21 protein-coding genes are annotated in these 25,342 nt (G+C 69.1%); 10 read left to right on the top strand and 11 right to left on the bottom strand.

The annotated features are described in order from the left end of the window. The first annotated feature begins 98 nt into the window (after positions 1 to 98). On the top strand, positions 99 to 2,480 hold the full coding sequence (locus SD37_RS31210) for a penicillin acylase family protein (RefSeq protein WP_044856051.1): 2,382 nt from the start codon (positions 99 to 101) through the stop codon (positions 2,478 to 2,480). A 54-nt stretch (positions 2,481 to 2,534) separates the two neighbouring features. Here the strand turns inward: SD37_RS31210 and SD37_RS31215 are convergent, their stop codons facing one another. Together SD37_RS31215 and folC are read right to left on the bottom strand one after the other, a co-directional pair. Next, complete coding sequence (locus SD37_RS31215; protein WP_044855976.1) at positions 2,535 to 2,936, bottom strand: DUF4233 domain-containing protein; 402 nt, start codon at positions 2,934 to 2,936, stop codon at positions 2,535 to 2,537. Further along, positions 2,933 to 4,609 carry a bifunctional tetrahydrofolate synthase/dihydrofolate synthase gene (gene folC, locus SD37_RS31220; protein WP_044855975.1) on the bottom strand — a complete coding sequence of 559 codons (1,677 nt, stop codon included), beginning with the start codon at positions 4,607 to 4,609 and terminating at the stop codon, positions 2,933 to 2,935. Before folC ends, SD37_RS31215 begins: the two co-directional genes overlap by 4 nt. Before the next feature lie 70 nt (positions 4,610 to 4,679). On the opposite strand from folC, the gene SD37_RS31225 reads away from it, so the two are divergent. Then, positions 4,680 to 5,309 carry a class I SAM-dependent methyltransferase gene (locus SD37_RS31225; protein ID WP_044855974.1) on the top strand — a complete coding sequence of 210 codons (630 nt, stop codon included), beginning with the start codon at positions 4,680 to 4,682 and terminating at the stop codon, positions 5,307 to 5,309. Positions 5,310 to 5,416: 107 nt separating this feature from the next. Continuing rightward, a complete protein-coding gene (locus SD37_RS31230; RefSeq protein ID WP_044855973.1) occupies positions 5,417 to 6,292 on the top strand; it encodes an SGNH/GDSL hydrolase family protein in 876 nt (291 codons plus the stop codon). Positions 6,293 to 6,351: 59 nt separating this feature from the next. Here the strand turns inward: SD37_RS31230 and SD37_RS31235 are convergent, their stop codons facing one another. Continuing rightward, positions 6,352 to 8,985: a valine--tRNA ligase gene (locus SD37_RS31235; protein ID WP_044855972.1), complete on the bottom strand. Its 2,634-nt coding sequence runs from the start codon at positions 8,983 to 8,985 to the stop codon at positions 6,352 to 6,354. Between the two features lie 107 nt (positions 8,986 to 9,092). Here SD37_RS31235 and SD37_RS31240 point away from each other — a divergent pair, with 107 nt between their 5' ends. From SD37_RS31240 to SD37_RS31255, 4 genes are all read left to right on the top strand, one after another. Then, positions 9,093 to 10,070 carry a hypothetical protein gene (locus SD37_RS31240; RefSeq protein ID WP_044855971.1) on the top strand — a complete coding sequence of 326 codons (978 nt, stop codon included), beginning with the start codon at positions 9,093 to 9,095 and terminating at the stop codon, positions 10,068 to 10,070. 25 nt (positions 10,071 to 10,095) lie between these two features. Next, the gene (locus SD37_RS31245; protein WP_044855970.1) at positions 10,096 to 10,422 is read left to right on the top strand and encodes a hypothetical protein; all 327 of its coding nucleotides are present in this window, start codon (positions 10,096 to 10,098) and stop codon (positions 10,420 to 10,422) included. A 91-nt stretch (positions 10,423 to 10,513) separates the two neighbouring features. Next, positions 10,514 to 12,820 carry an FdhF/YdeP family oxidoreductase gene (locus SD37_RS31250; RefSeq protein WP_044855969.1) on the top strand — a complete coding sequence of 769 codons (2,307 nt, stop codon included), beginning with the start codon at positions 10,514 to 10,516 and terminating at the stop codon, positions 12,818 to 12,820. A 34-nt stretch (positions 12,821 to 12,854) separates the two neighbouring features. Beyond that, on the top strand, positions 12,855 to 14,411 hold the full coding sequence (locus SD37_RS31255; protein ID WP_044855968.1) for an SMI1/KNR4 family protein: 1,557 nt from the start codon (positions 12,855 to 12,857) through the stop codon (positions 14,409 to 14,411). Between the two features lies 1 nt (position 14,412). Here SD37_RS31255 and SD37_RS31260 read toward each other — a convergent pair whose 3' ends face one another. Genes SD37_RS31260 through SD37_RS31270 form a run of 4 tightly spaced genes read right to left on the bottom strand, consistent with a single transcriptional unit; the run spans position 14,413 to position 18,124 of the window. Next, complete coding sequence (locus SD37_RS31260) at positions 14,413 to 15,816, bottom strand: LCP family protein (protein WP_044855967.1); 1,404 nt, start codon at positions 15,814 to 15,816, stop codon at positions 14,413 to 14,415. A 48-nt stretch (positions 15,817 to 15,864) separates the two neighbouring features. Further along, entirely contained in the window at positions 15,865 to 16,623 is a 759-nt protein-coding gene (locus SD37_RS31265) for an SDR family NAD(P)-dependent oxidoreductase (protein WP_201788856.1), read from the bottom strand. Between the two features lie 14 nt (positions 16,624 to 16,637). Next, entirely contained in the window at positions 16,638 to 16,766 is a 129-nt protein-coding gene (locus SD37_RS44145) for an MFS transporter small subunit (RefSeq protein WP_256376525.1), read from the bottom strand. Continuing rightward, on the bottom strand, positions 16,763 to 18,124 hold the full coding sequence (locus SD37_RS31270; protein WP_044855966.1) for an L-lactate MFS transporter: 1,362 nt from the start codon (positions 18,122 to 18,124) through the stop codon (positions 16,763 to 16,765). The genes SD37_RS44145 and SD37_RS31270 overlap by 4 nt, the downstream gene beginning before the upstream one ends. 102 nt (positions 18,125 to 18,226) lie before the next feature. Between SD37_RS31270 and fdhD the strand changes: the two genes are divergently transcribed. After that, the gene (fdhD, locus tag SD37_RS31275) at positions 18,227 to 19,057 is read left to right on the top strand and encodes a formate dehydrogenase accessory sulfurtransferase FdhD (RefSeq protein ID WP_044855965.1); all 831 of its coding nucleotides are present in this window, start codon (positions 18,227 to 18,229) and stop codon (positions 19,055 to 19,057) included. Between the two features lies 1 nt (position 19,058). On the opposite strand, the gene SD37_RS31280 is transcribed toward fdhD, so the two are convergent. Continuing rightward, positions 19,059 to 20,498: a carotenoid oxygenase family protein gene (locus tag SD37_RS31280; protein ID WP_044855964.1), complete on the bottom strand. Its 1,440-nt coding sequence runs from the start codon at positions 20,496 to 20,498 to the stop codon at positions 19,059 to 19,061. A gap of 71 nt (positions 20,499 to 20,569) precedes the next feature. Here SD37_RS31280 and SD37_RS31285 point away from each other — a divergent pair, with 71 nt between their 5' ends. Further along, on the top strand, positions 20,570 to 21,268 hold the full coding sequence (locus SD37_RS31285; RefSeq protein ID WP_044855963.1) for a TetR/AcrR family transcriptional regulator: 699 nt from the start codon (positions 20,570 to 20,572) through the stop codon (positions 21,266 to 21,268). 97 nt (positions 21,269 to 21,365) lie between these two features. After that, entirely contained in the window at positions 21,366 to 22,307 is a 942-nt protein-coding gene (locus tag SD37_RS31290) for an alpha/beta hydrolase (RefSeq protein ID WP_044855962.1), read from the top strand. Between the two features lie 43 nt (positions 22,308 to 22,350). On the opposite strand, the gene SD37_RS31295 is transcribed toward SD37_RS31290, so the two are convergent. The 3 genes from SD37_RS31295 to clpX form a co-directional block, all read right to left on the bottom strand. After that, a complete protein-coding gene (locus tag SD37_RS31295) occupies positions 22,351 to 23,277 on the bottom strand; it encodes a sensor histidine kinase (RefSeq protein WP_257785315.1) in 927 nt (308 codons plus the stop codon). A 76-nt stretch (positions 23,278 to 23,353) separates the two neighbouring features. After that, positions 23,354 to 23,737, bottom strand: coding sequence for a hypothetical protein (locus SD37_RS31300; protein ID WP_044855960.1), 384 nt, complete (start codon positions 23,735 to 23,737; stop codon positions 23,354 to 23,356). Positions 23,738 to 23,841: 104 nt separating this feature from the next. Then, a complete protein-coding gene (clpX, locus tag SD37_RS31305; RefSeq protein WP_016332355.1) occupies positions 23,842 to 25,137 on the bottom strand; it encodes an ATP-dependent Clp protease ATP-binding subunit ClpX in 1,296 nt (431 codons plus the stop codon). Positions 25,138 to 25,342 lie beyond the last annotated feature (205 nt).

Here is a 25,342-nt window from a genome sequence, read left to right on the forward strand (position 1 = left end):
CGAACGGGTGGCAGCCTGCTCAACCGTTCGGTCGATGCCTCCCCGTGTCGGCGCCGGTACTTTCGATCACGGGGACGATCGATCCGGATGGGGGAACGATGCGCGGATTCCAGCGCGGTCTCGTGCTGCTCACGGCGGCTTTGGCGGTGTCGAGTGCCACGGCCGGGGTCTCGTCGGCGGACGAGCTGGGCCGGTCGCAGGCGGTGATCAGGTACACCGAGTACGGCATCCCGCATATCGCGGCGAAGGACTTCGACGGCCTCGGCTACGGCTACGGGTTCGCCGCGGCCGAGGACAACATCTGCGAACTCGCGAACACCTATCTGACGGTGTCCGCGCGGCGGTCCGCGTACTTCGGCGCGGGCGGCCGGGGCGATCCGGCGATGAGCGAGGCGGAGAACAACCTCGACAGCGATCTGCACTTCCAGCGGATCAACGACTCGGGAGTGATCGAGCGGCTTCTCGCGCGGCCCGCGCCGCACGGCCCGCGGGCCGAGGTCCGGGAGCTGGCGGCCGGATACGTCGCGGGGTACAACGCGTACCTGAAGCAGACCGGCGTCCAGCGCATCACCGACCCGGTGTGCCGCGGCGCGGACTGGGTCCGGCCGATCACCGAACTCGACTTCTACCGGCACTTCTACGCCGTCTCCTCGGTGGGCGGGCAGGGCTTGCTCGCCTCCGATCTCGTCCGCACGCAGCCTCCGTCCACAAAGGACGTTCCGGCCGCGGGACCGGAGTCCGCGCCGAAGATCGCCGACGGCCTCCGCGAGACGATGAAGACGGGCGAACTCGGCAGCAACGGCATCGCCGTCGGCGGCGACGGGACGAAGTCCGGCGGTGGCCTGCTGCTCGGGAACCCGCACTATCCGTGGCAGGGCGGGCGCCGGTTCTGGCAGTCACAACTGACCATTCCCGGCCGGTTCGACGTCGCGGGCGGGAGCCTGCTGGGGCTCCCGTTGCCGCAGATCGGCCACAACGCCGACGTCGCGTGGACGCATACGGTGTCGACGGCGATCACCTTCGGCCTGTTCGAAGTCCCGCTGGCACCCGGCGACCCGACGACGTACCTGGTCGACGGGAAACCGGAGAAGATGACCGCGCAGGAGGTGAAGGTCGAGGTCCGGGAGCCGAACGGCGAGCGCCGGCAGGTCGCCCGCACCTTCCACGGGACCCGGTACGGCCAGGTCCTCGGTTCGGCGTTCGGCGTGCCCACGCCATGGACGACGAAGTCCGCGCACGCGCTGCGAGACGGGAACGCCGGGAACCTGCGCGGCCTCAACGCCTGGTTCGAACTGGCCGGATCACGCAGCACCACGGACGTCGCCGACGCGCTCGCGCGCACCCAAGGCGTCCCGTGGGTCAACACCATCGCCACGGACAGGGCCGGAAACGCGCTGTACAGCGACATCCAGGTCGTGCCGCATGTCACCGACGAGCGGGCGGCGGACTGCGGGACCCCGCTGGGCCGGGCGCTCTTCCCGGGCACCGGACTCTCCATTTTGGACGGTTCACGATCGTCGTGCGACTGGGGTTCCGACCCGGGCTCCTTGGAACCGGGCCTGTTCGCGCCGTCCCGGCTGCCGCTGCAGCAACGACGCGACTACGAACTCAACGCCAACGACAGCGCCTGGCTCTCCAACGCCCGCGCGCCCATCGCGCCGCTCCCCCGGATCGTCGGCTCGACCGGGACCCAGCGGTCGGACCGGACCCGGGAAGCGTTGATCGCCACCGAAGAAGGCTTGGCGGGCAAGGGATTCACGCCATCGTCGATGAAGGACATGCTGTATCGCGGCCGAAGCCGCACCGCGGCACTCGCCGCCGCCGACACGGCGAAGATGTGCGCGGCCTTCCCGGGCGGGCAGGCTCCGTCCACGTCGGGGCCGGTGCCCGTCGGCAACGCTTGCGCGACACTGGCTTCCTGGGATCACACCTTCCGGCTCGACAGCCGCGGCGCGCTCTTCTTCGAGCGGTTCGTGGACCGGATCGGCGGGCTGCGGGGCATCTGGCAGGTCCCGTTCGACCCGAATCGGCCGGTCACCACACCGAACACCCTCGCGACCGGGAATCCCGACGTGCGGAAGGCCTTCGGTGACACGCTCGCCGAATTCCGCGCCAACGGCATCCCGGTCGACGGCAGGCTCGGCGACCACCAGACGGTGACGCGGGCCGGGAAGCGGATCCCGATCCACGGCGGACCGGGCGACCTCGGCGTGCTGAACGTGATCACGGCACTGTGGGATCCGGCCAGGGGCAACCACGAGGTCGTCCACGGATCCAGTTACGTGCAGGTGGTCGGGTTCGATGGCAAGGCCTGCCCGGACGTCTCGACGATCCTGACGTACTCGCAGTCGACCGACGTCACGTCACCGCATTTCGCCGACCAAACGCGGTTGTATTCGCGGGGTGGCTGGGTACGAGGCCGGTTCTGCGCCGCGGACATCGCGAGGTCACCGGAGCTGAAGGTGGTGCGGCTGCGGTAAGCAAACGTCGTGAGTGGTAATGACGGTTCTAACCGTCATTACCACTCACGAGGCCTACTGCTGAGGTTGCTGCTGCTGGCTGGGCAGCGTCCCGGCCGCCATCCGGCGGGCCACGTCGCGCCGCAGCCACAACAGCCACAGCCAGATCCCGAGGAAGATCACCCCGAGGATCGCCACGGCGGGCAGCGCGACGAAGAACGCGATCAGCGCGACCTGCAGCGCGAGCACCGCGGGCACCGCCCACGGCTTCTTCAGGAAACCGCACAGCACGATCAGCGCGACCGCGATCACGATCACCGACCAGCCGGTGAGCGAGCCGACCCCGCCGCCGAGTTTCGCCACCACCGGCAGCGCGAGCGCGACGGTGATGCCCTCCATGATCAGGGAACCGGCCATCACGCCGCGGAAGGACTTCATCGGGTCCTTGGCGGGCGGCTTCGGGGTCTCGTCGGTCACGCCGGCTCCTTACCGAACAGGGTCCTCGCCTCGCCCGCCGTGACGACCGAACCGGTGACCAGCACGCCCCCGCCCGCCAGCGGCTCCTCGGGGTCGTCACTCTGCTCGACGAGGCCGATGGCCGTTTCGATCGCGGAGTCGAGGCTCGCTTCGGCGACGACACGGTCTTCGCCGAAGATCGAGATGGCGATGTCGTTGAGTTCGTCGAGCGGCATCGCGCGCGGCGACGAGTTCTTGGTGACGACGATCTCGGAAACGACCGGTTCGAGGGCGTCCAGGATGCCGCGGGCGTCCTTGTCGGCCATCACGCCGACCACGGCGACGAGGCGGCGGAACGCGAACTCCTCGGCGACGGTGGTGGCGAGCGCCTTGGCGCCGTGCGGGTTGTGGGCGGCGTCGAGCAGCACGGTCGGTGCGGCGCGGACGCGCTCCAGCCTGCCGGGGGTCTCGACCTCGGCGAAGGCCTCGCGGACGGCTTCGACGACCAGTTGCCTGTCCTTGCCCGCGCCGAAGAACGCTTCGACGGCCGCCAGCGCGAGCGCGGCGTTGGCGGCCTGGTGCGCGCCGTGCAACGGCAGGAAGATCTCGTCGTACACCCCGCCGAGGCCCTGCAGTTTCAGCATCTGCCCGCCGACGGCGATTTCGCGCTCCAGCACCCCGAACTCGCTGCCCGCGCGGGCGACGCTCGCGTCGACCTCGACGGCGCGTTCCAGCAGGATCTTCTGCACTTCGGGCTCTTGTTCGGCGATGACCGCGACGCTGCCGGGTTTGATGATCCCGGCCTTCTCCACCGCGGCCTTGGCCGGATCGCCGCCGAAGTACTCGACGTGGTCGACACCGATCGGCGTGATGACGGCGACTTCGCCGTCCACGACGTTGGTGGCGTCCCACGAGCCGCCGAGGCCGGTTTCGACGACCGCGGCCTCGACGGGCGCGTCGGCGAAGGCCGCGAACGCCATGCCGGTGAGCACCTCGAACTTGCTCATCGGCACCGCGTCGGCGCCGCCCGCGTTGTCCACCATGGTCACGTACGGCGCGACGTCGCGGTACAGATCGACGTACGCGGCGGCGGAGATCGGGGCGCCGTCGAGGGCGATCCGCTCGGTGACCAGCTGCAGGTGGGGGCTCGTGTACCGGCCGACGCGCAGGCCCATGCGGGTCAGCAGCGCGTCGATCATCCGGGTGGTCGAGCCCTTGCCGTTGGTCCCGGCGACGTGCAGCACCGGATAGCCGCGGTGCGGCTCGCCCATGAGGTTGACCAGCGCCGCGATCCGGGTGAGGGACGGCTCGATCTTCGTCTCCGGCCAGCGCAGGTTCAGCTCGGCCTCGACCGCGAGCAGCTCGCGGCGTGCCTGCTGCCCGTTCGGGTCGGCCGGGGCGACGTCGTCACCCTGGTCGTCCAGTTCGTGCAGCTCCACGTCCTCCGGCGCGACGAGGTCCGGCACCGGGCCGAGCGCGAGGTTGTCCCCCAGCTGCCCGATCCCGCCGATGCCGCCACCCGCCCCGCCGCCCGCCTGGTACGCGGCGTCGGGTGCGTCCAGATCCGGGTCGGTGTCGTCGGACGGATCGTGGGCACGTGCCCCCAATTCGTCCACACCGGCGAAACTGTCCAGATCTGCCAGGTCCGGGGATTCTGCGAATTCTTCGGAATCCCGGCCGTCACCTCGCGGCACGAACTCTCCTCTTAAGCCTTGCTCATGGTCATGCCGAGTCTACGTGCGGCTTTGCTGGCACTCTCGACGCATGGGGTTCAACCACAACGATCACTACCATCCGCTGCTGCTCGATCAGCTGCCCCCGGGCCCGGGTGTCGCGCTGGACGTCGGCTGCGGCGCCGGCCGGTTCGCGCGGCGGCTCGCGGCGACCGGGATGCACGTCGAGGCGATCGACCGGTCCGGCCCGATGATCGACCTCGCCCGTGCAGCCGGCTCGCCGGGTCCGGGCACCATCTCCTACCGGCAGGCCGACGTCGCCGCCGAAAAACTGCCGGAGGCCGCGTACGACTTCATCTCCTGCCTCGCCTCGATCCACCACGTGCCGTTCGACACCGTCACGAAGCTGCGGGACGCGCTGGTCCCCGGCGGGGTGCTGGCCGTCCTCGGTCTCGGCAGGCCCAGCACACCCGGCGACTACGCCCGCGCGCTCGTGGCCTCGCCGGTCAACGCACTGGCCAGGGTGGTCGTGTACACGGGTGAGCGGCTGAACGGCGGGATCGATCCGCTGCCGTCGGCGCCGATCGTGGAGACGTACCCGCCGATGAGCCGGATCCGGCACGACGCGGCTCGGCTGCTGCCCGGGAGCAAACTCCGGAACCTGCTCTTCTTCCGCTACCTCCTCGTGTACCGCAAAGGAGAAGATGATCACCCGATGTGACACCCCAAGCGGGTGAAGCCGGGGCCCGACCACCCGATCGGCGGCGCCGGACCGGCCGGACGCGGTTCATTTTTGAGAGGCCATCCAGTCCGGAGATCGGGGTCCTCATGCGCTTCAGACGCGTACTCTTCGCGGCCGTCTCGACCGTCGTCCTGCTGATCGTCTCCACCACGGCGGCCACCGCCGCCGAGCGGTCCTACCGGAGTTACGTCGCGCTGGGTGACTCCTACACCTCCGGGCCGCTCATCCCGCTCCCCCGGTTCGATCCGCTCTTCTGCGGCAAATCGACGCAGAACTACCCGTCGATCCTCGCCGCGGCGCTGCGGGTCCGTTCCTACACCGACATCAGCTGCGGCGGCGCCGACACCACCAACATGACGCAGCCGCAGAGCGTGTTCCTCGGCCGCAACCCGGCGCAGTTCAGCGCCCTGAGCCCACGGACCGACCTGGTCACCCTCGGCATCGGCGGCAACGACTACGGCGTCTTCGGCACCCTGGTCGGCACCTGCCCGTCACTGCGGGCGAGCGACCCCACCGGGAACCCCTGCCAGGACAGGTTCACCGTCGGCGGGGTCGACACCGTCAAGGCCAAGATCGCCGATACCGGCAAGAACGTCGAGAAGGTGCTGGCCGGGATCCACGCCCGCTCGCCGCGCGCCGACGTGCTCGTCATCGGCTACCCGCGGATCGCCCCGGAATCCGGCTACTGCCCGAAGATCCTGCCGTTCGCCGAGGGTGACTACGCCTGGCTCAACGACGTCGAGAAGGCGTTGAACTCGGCGATCGAGAAGGCCGTCGCCGCCGACGGCAAGTCGTCCTTTGTGGACACTTTCGGCCCGTCCGCCGGGCACGACGCCTGCGCGCCGAAGGGTGCGGCGTGGATCAACGGGCAGCACACGAACCTGCTCGCCGCGGCGGCTTACCACCCTTACCGCACCGGGATGGCGGGAGTGGCCGCGGTGATCCTGCGGCACCTCCGCTGATGTTATGAACGGGACTTTCATTGCAAATTTTGCAATGAAAGTCCCGTTCATAACACGCGTCAGGAGGCGGGCAGTGTCGCCAGCCGGGCGTTGATGCGCTCGATGTCGGCGACCGCGGTCTCCTTGCGGGCCCGGATCTTGCCGATCACCGGCTCCGGCGCCTTGTCGATGAACGCCTGGTTGCCGAGCTTGGCCTCGGCCTGCGCGAGTTCCTTCTCCGCGGCGCCGAGGTCCTTCTGCAGGCGCTTGCGCTCCGCGGCGACGTCGATCGTGCCGGACAGGTCCAGCTCGACGGTGACGACACCGGCCGACAGCCCGACCTCGATCGACGCGCTCGGCGCGAAGCCCTCTTCCGGCTGGGTGAGCCGGACCAGCGAGCGGATCGGCTCGTCGTGCCCGGTGATCTCGGCGAACCCGTCGCCGGACAGCCGCGCGGCCACCTTCTGGCTGGGCTTGAGGCCCTGGTCCGCGCGGAACCGGCGGACCTCGGTGACCAGCTTCTGCACGTCCGCGATCCGCTTGTCGGCGACCGGGTCGGCGTACGAGACGTCGGCCACCGGCCACGGGGCGATCACCAGCGACTCGCGGCCGGTCAGCGCCGTCCACAGTTTTTCGGTGATGAACGGGATGAACGGGTGCAGCAGCTTCAGCACGGTGTCGAACACGTGCCCCAGCACCGCGCGCGTCGCCGTCACGCGGGCCTCGTCGCCCTGGAACACCTGGACCTTCGACAGTTCCAGGTACCAGTCGCACAGCTCGGTCCAGGTGAACTGGTAGAGCGTGTCGGTGGCCTTGGCGAACTGGTAGTCCGCCAGGTAGCCGGTGACGTCGTCCACGACCGTGCCGAGCCTGCCGAGGATCCAGCGGTCGGCCTCGGTGAGTTCCGCCGCGGCGGGCAGCGGGGCGTTCGCGTCGGCACCGTTCATCATCGCGAACTTGGTGGCGTTCCAGAGCTTCGTGGTGAAGTTCCGGGAGCCCGCGACCCATTCCTCGCCGATCGGCACGTCGGTGCCCGGGTTGGCGCCGCGGGTGAGGGTGAAACGCAGCGCGTCGGTGCCGTAGCGGTCCATCCACTCGATGGGGTCGACACCGTTGCCCGCGGTCTTCGACATCTTCTTGCCGAACTGGTCGCGGACCATGCCGTGCAGCGCGATGGTCTTGAACGGCGCCTCGCCGGTGGCGTAGAGGCCGAACATCATCATCCGCACGACCCAGAAGAACAGGATGTCGTAGCCGGTGACCAGCACCGACGTCGGATAGAACTTGTTCAGATCCGGCGTCTTCTCCGGCCAGCCGAGGGTGGAGAACGGCCACAGGCCCGAGGAGAACCAGGTGTCGAGGACGTCCGGGTCCTGGGTCCAGCCCTCGCCCGAGGGCGGCTCCTCGTCCGGTCCGACGCAGACGACCTCGTCGTTCGGGCCGTACCAGACCGGGATGCGGTGGCCCCACCACAGCTGACGCGAGATGCACCAGTCGTGCAGGTTGTCGACCCAGTCGAAGTAGCGCTTCTCCATCTCCGGCGGGTGGACGTTCACCCGGCCGTCGCGCACCGCGTCGCCGGCGGCCTTCGCGAGCGGGCCGACCTTCACGAACCACTGCAGCGAAAGCCGCGGCTCGATCGGCTCCTTCGAGCGCTCGGAGTGCCCGACGCTGTGCAGGTACGGACGCTTCTCGGCGACGATGCGGCCCTGCTCGCGCAGCTTCTCCCGCACCGCGACGCGGGCCTCGAACCGGTCCATGCCGTCGAACTCGGTGCCGGTGCCGTCGATCCGGCCCTGCTCGTCCATGATCGTGATCATCGGCAGGTCGTGCCGCTGGCCGATCTCGAAGTCGTTGGGGTCGTGCGCGGGGGTCACCTTGACCGCGCCGGTGCCGAACTCCGGGTCGACGTGCTTGTCCGCGACGATCGGGATCCGGCGCCCGGTCAGCGGCAGTTCGACCTCGGTGCCGATGAGGTGCGTGTAGCGCTCGTCGTCCGGGTGGACCGCGACGGCGGTGTCGCCGAGCATCGTCTCCATCCGGGTGGTGGCCACGACGATCGCGTTCTCGCCGTCGCCGTAGCGCATCGAGACGAGTTCGCCCTCGACCTCTTCGTGCTTCACCTCGGCGTCGGACAGCACCGACCGCAGCTCCGGCGACCAGTTGACCAGCCGCTCCGCGCGGTAGATCAGGCCGTCGTCGAAGAGCTTCTTGAAGATCGTGTTGACGGCCTTGGACAGGCCGTCGTCCATGGTGAACCGCTCACGGGTCCAGTCGACGCCCTCACCGAGGCGTTTCATCTGGGCGAGGATGCGGCCGCCGTGCTCCTGCTTCCACTGCCAGACGCGCTCGACGAACGCCTCACGGCCGAGTTCGCGGCGGCTGGTGCCCTCGGCGCGGAGCTGCTTCTCCACCAGCGCGTGGACGGCGATGCTCGCGTGGTCCATCCCCGGCAGGTACAGCGTCTCGTCGCCGAGCATGCGGTGGTAGCGGGTGATGGCGTCGATCAGGGTGTGCTCGAACGCGTGCCCGATGTGCAGCGAGCCGGTCACGTTCGGGGGCGGGATGACTACCGTGAACGGCGGCTTGTCCGACGTGGGGTCGGCCGTGAAGTACCCGGCGTCTACCCAACGCTGGTAGAGCGAGGCTTCTTCGTCGGCCGGGTTCCAGGCACCCGGTAGGTCGGTCTGCTGCTGCTGGGCGTTCTCGGTCACAGTTGACAAGTCTACGAACCCCGTCATCCGGCATCCTCACCGGCCGTAACGCCCGCCGTTCCCAGCCGATGAGGGGATGTCGTCACGCACTGGGGAGGGGCTGGCTCATGGAAGACCGGCGGCTGGAGACGCATCCGGACCTGATGGATCCGGACTGGCGCGAACACGCGGAAGTGGACGCCTGGCTCGGCGCGGAAAAGGACCTCAGGAAGCGGCGGAAGCAGGCTTCGCGCCGCGGTTTCCGGGTGTCCGGCGGTCCCGTGTTCGTCCTGGCGCTGATCGCGCTCGTGGTCGCGGCGGTGGTCGTGCACCGGGTACAGGGACGCGGGATCAACGACGTCCCCGGCTTCGGTCAACCTCCGAAGGCGGCTCCGCTGTCTGGTGGGGTCGACCTGAACCGACCCTTCGACCGCACGCCCGCCGCGACCTGGGCCGAAGGGCTCGCCGGGATCACCGTGCCGCCAGGGCAGGCCACCGGCGGCTTCACCGCGAAGGAGGTCGACGTGGCGTATCGGACGGTCACGGAGGCCATCTCGGCCGCCCGGCTCGGCTCCCGGGCGCTGCAGAACCACGACGGTTCGGAACTGCTCGCCCTGCTGTCCCCGAACGAGCGCGTCCGGCTCGAACCGACGCTCACGAACGCGCTCACCGTCGAAAAGGGCAGGTACCTGACCCTCATCGGCCCGAACCGCCTGCTGCAGGTGCGCCCGCGCATGACCGGCTCGCTCACGGCGAAGCCCGGCGACGAGGGCGAGCTGATCGTCCACGCGAGCTACACGACCGCCTACGCCTTCGACGCGCTTCCGAGCGAGGCCCGCAGGCCGGCGGACATCGTCCCGTTCCTCCGGGACGAACAGGATTACGTGATCCGCAAAGCCCCGCCGTTCGCGAAGGCCGACGCCGGACTCGGCTTCGGAGAGGGCGCGGGCTACCACGCGAACATGGCGTGTGACGCGATCAAGACCGGCATCCTCGCGCCCCAGTACGCTGACAAGAGCAAACCCGTCGACGGCGCGATCGCGGTCGACGAAGCCGACACGTACGACCCGACGAAACCCCTGCCCTCGACGGGCAACTGCGAGTAGCCGAACCCGGGGGAAGAGGACCGAGATGGACGAAGAAGACCGGCGGATCGAGACCCACCCGGACCTGGTCGACCCGGACTGGCAGAAGCACGCCGAGCTGGACGCCTGGCTTGGCGCGAAGAAGGAACTCAAGAAGAAGCGCCGCAAGCAGCGCAAGGCGGCCGCGGCCGCCGGTGGCGGCTACCGCGAGCCGGGTTCGAGCCGGTGGCCGGGGATCGCCGCGGTCGTCGGCCTGATCGTGCTGCTCGTGGCCGCGGTGACGGTGAACGCGGTGCAGGAACGCGGCGTCAACGAGACGCCCTGGTTCCCCTTCGACGAATCGCAGATCGCCCGGATCGTCACCGACGCCTGACCCGCGCAAGGACCGCGTTCAGAGGACGAAACGCGACGTCGTCGGCCGACCCTCGGTCGCGCCCCCGGACGGCAAGGCGCACGATGGTGGCATGACCCGCGAAGCACCCGCGAACGACGTTGACGAGACACAGCTCGAGGTCGGGAAACCGAAGAGCTGGGCGGCCGGGATCCCCGGGGTCGCCGTCTCCCTGATGCGCGGCATGGAGCAGATGGGCGCCGCGCGCACGGTGAAGACGCTGCGGCTGCTCAACCAGCGTGACGGCTTCGACTGTCCCGGTTGCGCCTGGCCGGAGCCGCGGGAGGCCGACGGCGAGCACCGCAAGCTCGCGGAGTTCTGCGAGAACGGCGCGAAGGCCGTCGCCGAGGAGGCGACCAAACGCCGGGTCGGCCGCGAGTTCTTCGCCGAGCACTCCATCCACGACCTCGCGGACAAGACCGACTTCTGGCTCGGTCAGCAGGGCCGGATCACCGAGCCGTTCGTGCTGCGCGAAGGCGCCTCGCACTACGAGCCGATCTCCTGGGACGACGCGTTCACCCTGGTCGCCGACGAACTGCGGGCCCTGAGCGATCCGAACGAGGCGATCTTCTACACCTCCGGCCGCACCAGCAACGAGGCCGCGTTCCTCTACCAGCTGCTCGTGCGCTCCTACGGCACCAACAACCTGCCCGACTGCTCCAACATGTGCCACGAGTCCTCCGGTGCCGCGCTCGCGGCCACCACCGGCATCGGCAAGGGCTCGGTGTCGCTCGCGGACATCCACAAGGCCGATCTGATCGTCGTGGTCGGCCAGAACCCGGGCACCAACCACCCGCGCATGCTGTCCGCGCTGGAGGAGGCCAAGGGCAACGGCGCGAAGATCATGGCGGTCAACCCGCTGCCCGAAGCCGGCCTGATGCGGTTCAAGAACCCGCAGAACGTCCGCGGCGTGATCGGCAAGGGGACCCCGCTGGCCGACGAGTTCGCGCAGATCCGGCTCGGCGGCGACCTCGCGCTGTTCCAGGCGATCGGGCATCTGCTGCTCCAGTGGGAGCGGGAGACGCCGGGCACGATCGTCGACCGCGCGTTCGTCGAGTCGTCCACCGAGGGGTTCGAGGACTACGCGAACCACCTGCGGGAGATCGACTGGTCCGAGGTCAGCGCCGCGACCGGGCTTCCGCGTGAGCAGATCGAACGGCTGGCGCGGATGATCGCGACGTCGCAACGGACCATCTACTGCTGGGCGATGGGCCTGACGCAGCACAAGCACGCGGTGCAGACCATCTCCGAGATCGCGAACCTGGCATTGGTGCGCGGCATGATCGGCGAACCGGGCGCGGGCCTGTGCCCGGTGCGCGGGCACTCGAACGTCCAGGGCGACCGGACGATGGGCATCTGGGAGAAGATGCCGGAGTCCTTTATGGACAATCTCGACGCCGAATTCGGCATCAAGGTGCCGCGCGAGCACGGGTACGACACGGTCGCCGCGATCCGCGCGATGCGGGACGGCAAGGGCAAGGTCTTCTTCGCCGTCGGCGGCAACTTCGCCTCCGCCACGCCGGACACCGAACTGACCGAGAAGGCGCTCAAGTCGTGCTCGCTGACAGCGCACGTGTCGACGAAGCTCAACCGCTCGCACGTCGTTCCCGGCAAGACCGCGCTGATCCTGCCCACCCTCGGCCGCACCGAACGCGACACGCAGGCGGGCGGCGACCAGTTCGTCACCGTCGAGGACTCGATGTCGCAGGTGCACACCTCACGCGGCAGGCTCGCCCCGGCGAGTGAGCACCTGCTTTCCGAAGTCGCGATCATCTGCCACCTCGCGGAAGCACTGCTGGGTGCCGGGCACGCCGTGCCGTGGCGGGACTTCCACCGCGACTACGACCTCATCCGCGACCGGATCGCGCGCGTCGTCCCCGGCTGCCACGACTACAACGCCCGCGTCCGTGAGCCGGACGGGTTCGTCCTCCCGCACGCGCCGCGCGATTCCCGGCAGTTCACCGGGACGGCCAACGGCAAGGCGAACTTCACCGTCTCCGGACTCGAGTATCCGCGAGTGCCCGAAGGCAGGCTGCTGCTGCAGACGATGCGCAGCCACGACCAGTACAACACCACGATCTACGGCCTTTCCGACCGTTACCGCGGGATCGAGGACGCCCGGCGCGTGGTCCTGGTCAACCCCGGCGACCTGGACTCGCTCGGGCTGACCGACGGCGCGATGGTCGACCTGGTCTCGGAATGGCGGGACGGCGACCGCCGGGCCCCGCGGTTCCGGGTGGTCTCCTACCCGACGGCGCCCGGATGCGCCGCGGCGTACTTCCCCGAGGCGAACGCCTTGGTACCGCTGGACTCGGTGGCGGACAAGTCGAACACCCCGGTGTCGAAGGCGATCGTGGTGCGGTTGGAGCCCACGCCCTAGCAGTTCTGTCGGACCCTCCCGCTAGGTTCGCGCCATGGAACCTGGGGACCTCGCCCGCGCCTTGGCGGAGCTGCTGCGGAAGAGCGCGAAAGCGGACTGGACCACCGCCGTGTTGCGGATCAACAACTCGGGCGGCGGGTTCTCCGTGCAATCGTCGACCGACCGCGGTCAGTACCTCCACCCCGACATGACGGCGCTGGCGGATCTGGTCCTCCCGCTGCCCGTGTCGGTCTACGAAGTCCGGCTGGACAACACCGGTGAGTACACCTTCGTCGCGACGCCGGACGTCAAGACCATGTCGCCCGCGTGGCTCCACTTCGATCAGGACTTCCGCTATCCGGGGCATCCGCTGCCGGGTCTCCCGCTGCCCGCGCGGTCGCGGCCGACCGGTGCGCCGACCGACCCGGCGGTGCTCGCGCGGGTCACCGCCCTCGCCACGGAGTTCTCCCGGCTGTACGAGGAGATCAAGGGACACGCGCCGCGGTGGGAACCCGGCCGCACGGAAGCCGAACTCGCCGAGGCGGAGGACAGGATCGGCGCACGGCTGCCCGAAGACCTTCGCGCGCTGTTCCGCGTCACGGGCTGGGACGACGAATCCGGGCTGCTGGGGCGCTACGCCCACGATCCGCTCCCCTTGCTCGTCGAGCGGTACCTCGAAGGCGATCCCGGTTCCTACGGCTGGGAAGACCCCGTCACCGAAGACGGCGTCGTCTACGAGACCATGCCCGCGGGCCGGGTGAAACGGTTGTCCCGCAACGATTGGTGGATCACCTTCGGCAGCGATCACGCCGGGGACTTCATCGCCGTCGATCTCGATCCCGCGGCAGACGGCGAGAGCGGGCAAGTGCTCGAGTACGGGCGGAACGTCTGGGGTCCCATCCGGTACGTCGCGCCCTCGATCACCGGGATGATGGAAGAAGTCATCCGCGCGCTGAAGGCGGGCGAATACGACCGGGACGAGCCCGAATCGCCGTACCTCATCGCCGACGCCGCCTTCCACGACGAACCGTTCCGCTCCCACGATCAGGTGCTGACCGAGACGACGGACCTCGACGGCGTCGCCGATCCGGAACTCGTCCAAGAGCTGTATCTCAACGACCCGGGCTCGGTGGATCTGGCGGTCCTGAGCCCGCTGTCGTCACTGCGTCATCTGCGGGTCAACCGCGCCGACGCGGTCGTCGCGAACCTGTCCGTGTTCCCGGTCCTCGAAGTGGCGCGCATCGAAACCGCGAAGGTGGATCTCGCCGGCCTCGCCGGGCATCCCACTCTGTGGAGCCTTTCCCTCGCCGGGGTCACGCATCCGATCGACTTCGGCCCGCTGGCGCGGATCCCCGGGCTGATCAGGCTGGGCCTGGCCGGTCTCGACGTGCCCGAACTGGAGCGCGTCGCCGAACTGACCTCGGTGCGGGTGCTCACGCTCGACGCCGGACAGGTGCGCCGCCTGCTGGACGCCGGGATCACGCTGCCGTCGCTGGCCGCGATCGAGATCACCGGCGGCGCTCCGCTCGCGGAGATCGTGCGGCTCCGACGGCGCCTGCGCCCGGACGCCCCCGCGCCGGAGGTGATCGAAGCCTCGGGCACGCTGGCCTGAGTCAGTCGATGCATCCCTCGGTGTCGGCGGTGATCGGCTGGTCTCCCTGACCGGCCGCTCCCCCGCCACCGGAGGACGAACCCGGTCCTTTGTAGACCTGGCCGAGGACGACCTCGATATGGCCGGCCGGAACGGAATCGGCCTGCTGGACGGTGAGCCCGCCGAGGAGTTTCGCGACCTCCGCCGCGCGCTCGGACGCGTCGCTGAACCGGACCACGGAGGTCCGGCGCTGGGCTTCGGCCTTCGTGTCGCCCTTCTTGAAACCCTTCTCCGCCAACAGATCCGAGATCCGGGCGGCGAGGCCGTCCTTACCGCTCGCGTTGACGACGTCGACGGTGGGCCCGGCGGGCGCCTGCGGCGTCGCGGGCGGGGTGCCGATCAGCGAGGCGGCGAAGGCGCGCACCTGGGCGGGATCCACCTGCACGGCGGTCCACGTGGGATGTTTCGGGTCGTAGCGATAGTCGGGGTTGACCACCGGGATCGTCTCGAAGGCGATGCCGCCACCGGAAACGCCGCGCATCTGCCGCACGAAGTCGAGCAGGTCCCACGAACTGTCGATGATGACCGAACGCTTCACCGCGGCGATCAGTTCGGAGACACGGGCCGGATTCGCCAGGGTTCCCCCGGAAAGGGTCTGCTTCGCCAACCCGGCGAGGAACACCTGCTGACGGCGCACGCGGTCGAGGTCGCTCCGGGGCAGATTCTTGCGCTGGCGGACGAAGGCGAGCGCGTCCGCGCCCTGGATCGTCTGCCTTCCGGCGGGGAAGTCCGCACCGGAATCGCGATCCTTGGTCGCCTTGTTCAAGCACACCTCGACCCCGCCGACGGCCTTGCTGATCTCGTAGAAGCTCAGCAGGTTCACCTCCGCGAAGTGGTCGATCTTGATCCCGCTGAGCTCCTCGACCGCCTTCAGGGTCGCCTTCCGTGCGGCGGTGATCGCCTGCTTTTCGATCTCGGCCTTGTCGGTCTTGCCCGCCTTGCGCAGTTCGCCCGCCTTCGCGAACTTGGTGCGACCGAAGATCTCGTTGATCTTGCTCTTGTCGTTCCCACCCGGTGCCGTGACCCAGGAGTCACGCGGGATGGAGAACGCCTTCACCGCCTGCTGCCCGTTCGGGATGCGCATCACGATCAGCGTGTCGGTCAGGTCGTCACCGTTCGCGCCCGCCCGCAGCTCGCGCAGGATCTCCGGCGGCAGCGGGTTGCCCTGCTGGTCGGTCCGGGAATCGCGGCCGACCAGGAGGATGTCCAGCGACCCGTCGGCGGGCTGTTCTCCCGGTTCCGGCGCGTCGATCACGTCCTCACGGGAGACGCCGTCCAGCGATTCCAACGTCGTGTATCCGTACGCGGTCCCGCCGAACACCGCCGCCGCGAGCGCGGCGACGAGGACCTTCCCCAGCTTGTGCACGTTCCTTAGACGCGCGGGAAGCCGTCAATGCTGCACGGGTGATCCAGTTCACATCCGCAGATGCGACGCGCCGTTGAGGTCGAGGATCGCGCCGGACGCCCACGTGGCCTCGGCGGAGGCGAGGTAGACCACGGCCGCCGCGACCTCCTCCGGTGTGCCCACCCGGCCGAACGGGCTCTCCCCGCGCAGTACCTCCCCGCTCGCGCCGTCGAGCTTCGCCGCGACCCGGTCCGTGGCGGTGAAGCCGGGTGCGACCGAGGTCACCGCGATCCCGTGCGGGGCGAGCGCGACGGCGAGCGACTGCCCGAGCGAGTGCAGCGCGGCCTTGCTCGCGCCGTACGCGGGGAAGTCGGGCTCGCCCTTGAAAGCGCCCCGCGAGCCGATGTTGACCACGCGGCCGGGTACGCCGCGTTCGATCATGTGCCGCGTCACGCAGAAGGTCACGTTCGCGGTGCCGAGCACGTTGACGTCGAGCATCCGCCGCCAGATCCGCTGCCAGTCCGCATAGGACACTTCGGCAGGCGGATGGGCCGACGCCGCGGACGGCGCGAAGGCGGCGTTGTTCACCAGGACGCCGACACCGTCCACCAGCGCCTCGGCCTCGTCGGCGACCCGCCGCGCCACCTCGGGATCCGAGAGGTCGCCTTGGACCAGCCCGTGGCCGGACCCCGGCAGCTCGCCGAGTGTCCGCTCGGCGTCCTCCCGGTTCGAGGCGTAATGGACGGCGACACGGTCGCCCTTTTCCGCGAAGGCCCGTGCGATCGCGCGGCCGATGCCACGCGACGCCCCGGTCACCAGAACTCCCACAGGGCCGACCCTACTCAGCCGCCGAAGAGCTGGACCACCTTGCGGAACAGTTCGTAGACGCCGTAGGCGAACGGGAGCGCGACCCACAGCCAGGCCAGCACCATCAGCCCGGTGCGGCGGCGCTCCGGAGCCTGTTCGGTCATCGGGCCTCACTCCTCGCGGGCTCGCCGGCGGGGACCGGCTCGTGGAACTTCGGCTTGACCGGCCGCACCAGTTCGTTGGCCACGAATCCGGCGACCAGCAGGCCGATCATGATGAACAGCGACGTCGAGTAGAGGTCGGGGCCGACCTTGCCCGCCGCCTTCTGGCTGTCGGAGATGGCGTTGACGATGAGCGGGCCGAGCACACCCGCCGCCGACCACGCGGTCAGCAGCCGCCCGTGGATCGCCCCCACCTGGTAGGTGCCGAAGAGGTCCTTCAGGTACGCCGGGACGGTCGCGAAGCCGCCGCCGTAGAAGGACAGGATCAGCATGGCGCACAGGACGAACACGAGCTTCGAGGCGTTGGTGGTCAGCGCGATCACGAGGTACAGCAGGGCACCGGCGCCGAGGTAGAGCCGGTAGATGTTCTTGCGCCCCACCAGGTCCGAAGTGGACGACCAGACGAATCGGCCGAGCATGTTGGTCAGCGAGAGCAGGGCGACGAAACCCGCCGCGGCCGCGGTGCCGACCGGGGTCGAGGTCTCGCGGAAGAAGTCCGCGATCATCGGCGACGCCTTCTCCAGGATGCCGATGCCCGCCGTGACGTTGAAGCACAGGACCACCCAGAGGCACCAGAACTGCGGTGTCTTGATGGCGTTGCGCGCCGACACGTTCGCGGTGGTGATCATCGCGTTGCCGTGGTCGGTCTTCGGCTCCCAGCCCTTCGGTTTCCAGTCGTCGGCCGGGACCCGCACCAGCAGGATGCCGAGGCTCATGAAGACCGCGTAGACCAGGCCGTGCACGAGGAACGCCGTCGCGACCGTGCCGGCCGACCACGGCGCCGCGCCCAGCATCTGCGCCGACCACGGGGAGGCGATCAGCGCGCCGCCGCCGAAGCCCATGATCGCGATCCCGGTGGCCATGCCCGGCCGGTCCGGGAACCACTTGATCAGCGTCGACACCGGCGAGATGTAGCCGATCCCGAGCCCGATCCCGCCGACCCCGCCCCAGCCGAGGACTACGAGCCAGTACTGCGACGTCGCCACGCCGAGCGCGGAGAGCAGGAACCCGGAGCTGAAGCAGACCATCGAGACGAACATCGCCCAGCGCGGGCCGTTGCGCTCGACCAGCGTCCCGCCGAACGCCGCCGAGAGGCCGAGCATCACGATGCCGAGCTGGAACGGGAGCGCGCTCTGCGTGCCGGTGAGCCCGAGGGTCTTCTCCAGCGGGGGTTTGAAGACGCTCCATGCGTACGCCTGGCCGATCGACAGGTGGACGGCGAGCGCGGCGGGCGGCACGAGCCAGCGGCTCCAGCCCGGTGGTGCGACGATGCGGGAACGATCCAGGAAGCCGGCAGCCATCCGACGCCTCCGTACTCTGGGGGTGGGCACTGGGAATGTATTACTTAATTCCCAACGTTGCAGTAGCCAGGTGTCGAATGAACCGGTCAGAAGGGTGGACAAGTGGGCAGGGTGACCGTTCGGCGTCCGGTGCGGATGATCTCCGCGACCAAGGACGTGCGCCGGCCCGACGCGCTGGCGGCCGAGGAACCGCTGGAGATCCGCGTCGGCGGCAAGGCGCTCGCGGTCACCATGCGGACCCCCGGCAACGACGTCGAACTGGCGCACGGGTTCCTGCTGTCCGAGGGCGTACTCGCCTCCCGGGAGGACATCGCCGTCGCGCGGTACTGCGACGGCGTCGACGACCAGGGGCGCAACACCTACAACGTGCTGGACATCGCGCTGGCCGAAGGGGTCGCGCCGCCGGAGACCGGGGTCGAGCGGAACTTCTACACGACCTCCTCGTGCGGCGTCTGCGGCAAGGCCGCGCTCGACGCGGTCAAACTGCGGAGCCGGTTTTCCCCGGAGAAATCCGAGTTCGCGGTGAGCACCGGCGTACTGGCGAAACTCCCGGACACCCTGCGCGCGCGGCAGAAGGTCTTCTCCAGCACCGGCGGGCTGCACGCCGCCGCCTTGTTCGACGCCGAGGGGAACCTCGCCGTCGTCCGGGAGGACGTCGGGAGGCACAACGCCGTCGACAAGGTCCTCGGCTGGGCGCTACAGGAGGGCCGGATCCCGGCGGCGGACACCGGTCTGCTGGTGTCCGGCCGCGCCTCGTTCGAACTGGTGCAGAAGGCCGCCATGGCCGGGATCGGCCTGCTGGCCGCCGTTTCCGCGCCGTCGTCGCTGGCCGCGGAACTGGCCGAGGAGAACGGCATGACCCTCATCGGTTTCCTGCGCGGCGACAGCATGAACCTCTACACCGGCGAGCACCGCGTACTCGGCCTCGGCTGACTCAGGCGCCCACCCAGTTGCCGTGGAAGCCGTTGGGGACCCGGTCCGGCAGGTGGACGGCGCCGACCGTCTCCAGCGTCCCGGCGTCCAGGATGGTCAGGTCGCTCTTCTGCGTGGCGGCGTCGTAGACGAAACCCATCAGGACACCGTCGTCCTCGCCGGCGTCCACAGAGGACGGAACGAAGACGAACTCCCCCACCTGCGCGCCGTCGCCGAACTTCCTGCTCTGCACCGACCGCTTCCATAGATCGTGCTTCAGCAGCGCACCCGAGGAAGCCGATCCGTCCCCTGTGGACACCGAGTAGCCGAACCGGTGCTGACGCCCGAGCAGCCGCTCGTCGACGCGCGGGAACTCCTGCCCTTGATCGTCGAGACGTTCCTCGATCACCTTGCCCACGTTCAGGTCGACGGTCCAGCGGTCCAGGGTCGGCGGCCCTTCGGCGGGCCCGCGCAGTTCGCTGTCGAACATCTTGGGGTGCCGGACGACGTCCAGTACGACGCTGTCGCCGTCGTCGTAGGCGTTCATCGGGTGGAAGACGTAGCACGGCTCGACCTCGAACCAGCGGACGTCGCCGTTGCCACCCTCACGCGGCATGACCCCGATCCGCGCCGGGTACTTCGGGTTCCAGCGGTAGGGGAAGTCCGCATTGCCCTGGATCCGCTGACGCAGCATCGCGCTGATGGGATCCGGCACCTTGACCTTGCCCACGAGGGCGGACACGACCAGTTGCGCCGGGGTGCGGAGGAACGACGGGACCGACGCGGCGACGGCCTGCTCGACCTCGAAGGTGACCGGCAGGTCGTAGAAGACGACGTACTTCTCGGTCAGGGAGAAGTCGTGCATCATCGGCGAGCCGGTGACCTCGATGTCGACCTTGCGCCGGGCCCGGCCGGCCGCGTCGATCACCGAGTACTGCACCTTGTTGCCCCAGCCGAAGAAGTACGACACGGCGTGCAGCTCACCGGTCTCCGGATCGCGTTTCGGGTGGGCGGTGTAGCCGCCGGGCAGGGTGCCGTCGAAGTCGCACGCGCCGACGGTGTCCAGTTCGTCGGTCAGCTCGACGTTCGTGACGCCGCCCTCGATCAGGGCGAGGGTCTTGCCCGCGTGGCCGATCACGTTGGTGTTGGCGCCCAGGGAGGCGATCCCGGAGACCGAGCCGCCCTCCCAGCGCTCGCCGAGCCGTTCGGACAGGCCCGGGGTGCGGACCCAGCGGTTGCGGTACCACTCGGCGCGGCCGTCGCGCAGCCGGACGCCGTGCACCATCCCGTCGCCCGTGAACCAGTGATAGGTCGCCGGGTCCACTTCGGACAGCGGGTTGGGCCCGTTCCGCAGGTAGCGCCCGTCCAGGTACTCCGGGATGTGCCCGGTGACGCTGAGTTCGGTGATCGTGTGCTCTTGGCTGACCGGGGCGAAGTTGCCCTGGAGGAACTTGTTGCCCATCGAGGCCCCCTAGCGAGGATATAACACGGTTATGGATACATTTATAACAGGGTTATGAGATACTGGCAACCATGTCACCGAAACCCGCCGGCCCCGAGGTCAAGGCCAAGCTGATCGAGGCCGCGATCCGGCTGCTCTCGGACGGCGGCCCGGAAGCACTCCAGGCCCGCAAGCTGGCGGCCGAGATCGGCGCGTCGACCATGGCCGTCTACACCCATTTCGGCGGGATGGGCGCACTGGTGGAGGAGGTCGTCCGCGAGGGATTCCGGCGGCTGTCGGCGAATCTGGGCGAGGTCGCCGAAACCGAAGACCCGGCGGCCGACCTCCTCACCATGGCGCTGGTGTACCGGCGGACCGTCGTGGAGAACCCGCACCTCTACGCGGTGACCTTCGGCCAGAGCCAGCCCAACGGGCAGAAGGCCGCGCGGGGCGACCTGACCGACGAGGAGATCCGCCAGACCCTCGGCAACGAAGGCGTCGAAGCCTTCAACTACCTCGTTCGCGGAGCGGAGCGGCTGATCAAGGCGGGCCGGTTCCGCCCGGCCTCGGAGTTCGCCGTCGCCGCGCAGCTCTGGAGCGCCGTGCACGGGTACATCACGCTGGAGGTCGCCGGCCACTTCGGCGACGGTGAGAATGGTGTGGACCACATCTTGATTCCCCTGGCCACGGCCCTCGGAGTGGGTCTCGGCGACACTTTCGAGGCCGCGACGCGGTCCGCGCGGGTCTCGATCGAGTCATGGCGCGCGAAAGAGGGAAACATCGGCACCTGATCCGGCGATACCCCGGTCACAGGTCGGCGACATGTGCAACCTTCGAGCCGAAGCGTGCGTCTGACCTGGTAGAAGTGCAACGGGGGAACGGGGACGGGTGAACGACGACGACCAGGGGCACACGACGCTGCCGGGGGTGCAGGGCGCCCGACGGTGGCTGAGCCGCCGTTCCGTGCTGATCGCCGGTGCTTCCGGCCTCGGTGTCGCAGGACTCGCCGCCGGAACAGCCTCCGGAGCTCTGCCCTTCAGCGAAGCGCTCCAGCGAGCCTTGGGCGTCGCGTCGCCGACTCCGGCCACCCAGCTGGGCAGCCCGCGGGTCGAACGCGTCTACTCCGAAGCCCGCGGGCGCGAAGTCGATCTCGTGCTGATGCTGCCGACCAAGGCGCCGCCCAAGGGCCTGCCGATGTCGCTGATGCTGCACGGTCTCCACGGCACCGCCCGGCACGCGGCTCCCACCGGGCTGCTCAAGCAACTCGGCAGTGACGTCGCCCGCAAGGCCGTGCCCCCGTTCGGGTTCGTCGCGGTCGACGGCGGCGATCACTACTGGCACGAGAACCAGCCCGGCGACAACCCGATGGCGATGCTGCTCGAAGAGGTTCCCCGCTGGCTGGCCGCCCGCGGCCTCGGCGGCCGGGACGGGCTGCCGTTCGCCGCCACCGGGCTGTCGATGGGCGGCTTCGGCGCACTGCTCTACACCCGGCGCCGCCTGGAACGCCGTCGCCCGCCCGCCGCGGTCGCGGCGCTCGCGCCCGCGCTGATCACGTCGTGGGCGGAGATGAGCAAACGGCGCGCGTTCCGCGACGCCACCGACTGGGGTTCGATGGATCCGTTGCGCCACATCGAAATCACCAAGAAGGTGCCGACCGGGATCTGGTGCGGCACCGAGGACCCGTTCATCGGCGGGGTGCGGAAGTTCATCGACGAAGCGCGGCCGGCGGTCGCGCACACCGCGCGCGGCAAGCACGGCGACGCCTTCAACCGCACGGTCGTGCCGAGCCTGATCGCCTTCCTGGGCAAGCACGTCCCGAAGAACGCCTGAACCTCTCGTGAGTGGTAATGACGGTTAGAACCGCCATCACCACTCACGAGAGGTGACGGAAGAAGATCCTCGTGACGGTGGAGCCCGGCCTGAGGTATTGGCGGACCAGGTCGGCGACCTGGTTCACCAGGACCAGGCCGCGGCCGCCGATCTGCCCGGGGGTGGCGGGCCGCCTGCCGGCCAGCGGATCGCTCAGCGTGCCTTCGTCGATGACCTCGCAGAGGACATGGTCCCCTTCGCGCCAGATGCGGACGACGCCCTCCCCCGAGCCGTGCAGCACGCTGTTGGTGGACAGTTCCGCCACGGCGAGCACGAGATCCTCCACCCGGCCCGGTCCGAGCCCGCACACCTCGGCGCGTTCCTGGGCGAACCGGCGCACCGCGGAAAGCCTGGAGAGATCGAAGCGGAACGTGTCGGCCATCCGCGGCTCGGGCAGCGGCAGGTTGTACTTGTCGACGACCGCGTCGGGGGCATAGCCCTCGCTCGGGCGATCCCCCTCGATGCCGGAAAGGATCGGGTGGGTCCGCTCGGCGTCGGCGAGGACGTCGTCGTCGAGACGGGTCCGGTCGTACGGGCACAGGATGCTGAGGTCACGTTCGCCGAACGCGAAGTTGATCAGCGCCTCGTGCTGCGCGCACGCCGGATACTCGATCTCCGACCGCCCCGCCCAGATCGGCTCGCCGATGATCCGTACCGGCCCCGGCCGGTTGTCCGCGAACGCGAGGAGCACGCCGGGGAGGATGCGGCCCGGATTGCGGCCCGCTTCGGTCATGTCGATGAGTTCGACTTCGGCGGCCGCGTCGCCCAGCGCCTCTTCGATGAGGGTCAGGTTCCGGCCGGGGACGGCCACGGCGACGGGCTCGTCACGCTTCAGACCCTCAAGGATGTACGGAAGTGTTCCGTCCAGGTACTCGGAGTCACCGGAGTAGAGCAAGCCCACGTGGAGGAAGGGCCCCGCGGTAACTGTCACGGTCTCGTCTTACCCCGTCAGGACGATTCTGAAACCCTGCCAACGGAGGAAAAGGAGAGAAAACCTGCCGGGCCGATCAGCCGACCCAGCGTCCCGCCATCGAGATCAGCCAGAATCCGGCGAGCGTCGCAGCGGTGAACAGCCCCGTCCAGGCGACGAGCGCGCGATTCGCCGCCGCGCTCCGCGCCGCCTTGACCCGGATGAGCGCGTAGCCCGAAACGGCGAACAGGGGCAGCGGGATCAACGGCAACGGCGACAACCGGACGACGCCCGCCACCAGGCAGGTCGCCACCAGCACGCCGAGCGTGATCGTCAGCGCGCGCGGGATCCACGGGTGCCCGCGATAGGCCCCGATGACGATGCGTTCGGTGAGTTCGACGAGTCCCCTGACCTCGCGTGGACTCGCGGCTGCCAGCTCGGGAGCCTCGTTCTCGTCCTTCGTGGAAGTCAGCGGCACCATCGCATCCTATCTCGATCCGGTCACCGGCCGGACGGGACCGGAGAAACCGATGCCCCGGCCGGAAGCTTCCGGCCGGGGCATCGGTGACGAAGATCTCGCCGCGGTCAGGCGGACTTCTCGCCGCGCTCGCTGCTGCGACGGCGCGACGGCTGACGCGCCACGATCGTCGGGTTCACGTTCTCGCGGACGGTCTGCTCGGTGATGACGACCTTCGCGACGTCGTCGCGGCTGGGGATGTCGTACATGACCGGCTGCAGGACCTCTTCCATGATCGCGCGCAGGCCGCGGGCGCCGGTGCCGCGGAGCACGGCCTGGTCGGCGATGGCCTCGAGCGCGGTCTTGGTGAACTCCAGCTCGACGTTGTCCATCTCGAAGAGCTTCTTGTACTGCTTCACCAGCGCGTTGCGCGGCGTGGTCAAGATGCTGACCAGCGAGTCCTTGTCCAGGTGGGTCACCGTCGCCACGACCGGGAGCCTGCCGATGAACTCCGGGATCAGCCCGAACTTGATCAGGTCCTCCGGCATGGTGTCGGAGAAGATGTCGCTCTCGTCGATCTCGGCCTTGGTGCGGATCTCCGCGCCGAAACCGAGGCCGCGCTTGCCGACCCGCTCGTTGATGATCTTCTCCAGCCCGGCGAACGCGCCGGCCACGATGAACAGCACGTTCGTCGTGTCGATCTGGATGAACTCCTGGTGCGGATGCTTGCGGCCGCCCTGCGGCGGCACCGAGGCGGTGGTGCCCTCGAGGATCTTCAACAGCGCCTGCTGCACGCCCTCACCGGACACGTCGCGGGTGATCGACGGGTTCTCCGACTTCCGGGCGATCTTGTCGACCTCGTCGATGTAGATGATGCCCGTCTCGGCCCGCTTGACGTCGTAGTCCGCCGCCTGGATCAGCTTGAGCAGGATGTTCTCGACGTCCTCGCCCACATAACCGGCTTCGGTGAGCGCCGTGGCGTCCGCGATCGCGAACGGGACGTTCAGCATCTTCGCCAGCGTCTGGGCCAGATAGGTCTTGCCGCAGCCCGTCGGCCCGAGCATCAGGATGTTGGACTTCGCCAGTTCGACGGTCTCGTCCTTGGAGTCCTTCGGCCCGGCCTTGTCGTCGGACTGCACACGCTTGTAGTGGTTGTACACCGCCACGGCCAGCGATCGCTTCGCGTCGTCCTGGCCGATGATGTACTGCTCGAGGAATTCGTGGATCTCGGCGGGTTTGGGCAGCTCGTCGAGCTTGACCTCACCGGCCTCTGCCAGTTCTTCCTCGATGATCTCGTTGCAGAGATCGATGCACTCATCGCAGATGTAGACCCCGGGGCCGGCAATGAGCTTCTTCACCTGCTTTTGGCTCTTGCCGCAGAAAGAACATTTCAGCAGGTCGCCGCCGTCACCGATCCGTGCCATGGCCGTTGACCTCGTCCCCTCCGGCGCGCTCTCTGCGCCTGCACTGTCGCGCCCGCACTGCCGCGCCTGACTGTCGCCCCCGGTCACGCATGACCGTTCGGAGCCTCACACATTGCCACTGACGGTACCCGCCCGATGCCGCCGGCGGGAGAACCAACGTCACATCTGAGCACGCCAGAAGCTGACCTTAGACCAGGGATCCGGT

This window comes from Amycolatopsis orientalis, assembly GCF_000943515.2.
GTDB classification, from domain to species: domain Bacteria; phylum Actinomycetota; class Actinomycetes; order Mycobacteriales; family Pseudonocardiaceae; genus Amycolatopsis; species Amycolatopsis orientalis.

Bases quoted from the DNA above. Each gene is read 5' to 3' on its own strand.
- SD37_RS44145 (WP_256376525.1), bottom strand. From the start codon at position 16,766: ATGACCGAACAGGCTCCGGAGCGCCGCCGCACCGGGCTGATGGTGCTG.
- SD37_RS31280 (WP_044855964.1), bottom strand. From the start codon at position 20,498: ATGGGCAACAAGTTCCTCCAGGGCAACTTCGCCCCGGTCAGCCAAGAG.
- SD37_RS31210 (WP_044856051.1), top strand. From the start codon at position 99: ATGCGCGGATTCCAGCGCGGTCTCGTGCTGCTCACGGCGGCTTTGGCG.
- SD37_RS31225 (WP_044855974.1), top strand. From the start codon at position 4,680: ATGGGGTTCAACCACAACGATCACTACCATCCGCTGCTGCTCGATCAG.
- clpX (WP_016332355.1), bottom strand. From the start codon at position 25,137: ATGGCACGGATCGGTGACGGCGGCGACCTGCTGAAATGTTCTTTCTGC.
- SD37_RS31285 (WP_044855963.1), top strand. From the start codon at position 20,570: ATGTCACCGAAACCCGCCGGCCCCGAGGTCAAGGCCAAGCTGATCGAG.
- SD37_RS31230 (WP_044855973.1), top strand. From the start codon at position 5,417: ATGCGCTTCAGACGCGTACTCTTCGCGGCCGTCTCGACCGTCGTCCTG.
- SD37_RS31270 (WP_044855966.1), bottom strand. From the start codon at position 18,124: ATGGCTGCCGGCTTCCTGGATCGTTCCCGCATCGTCGCACCACCGGGC.
- SD37_RS31245 (WP_044855970.1), top strand. From the start codon at position 10,096: ATGGACGAAGAAGACCGGCGGATCGAGACCCACCCGGACCTGGTCGAC.
- SD37_RS31240 (WP_044855971.1), top strand. From the start codon at position 9,093: ATGGAAGACCGGCGGCTGGAGACGCATCCGGACCTGATGGATCCGGAC.
- SD37_RS31255 (WP_044855968.1), top strand. From the start codon at position 12,855: ATGGAACCTGGGGACCTCGCCCGCGCCTTGGCGGAGCTGCTGCGGAAG.
- SD37_RS31250 (WP_044855969.1), top strand. From the start codon at position 10,514: ATGACCCGCGAAGCACCCGCGAACGACGTTGACGAGACACAGCTCGAG.
- SD37_RS31300 (WP_044855960.1), bottom strand. From the start codon at position 23,737: ATGGTGCCGCTGACTTCCACGAAGGACGAGAACGAGGCTCCCGAGCTG.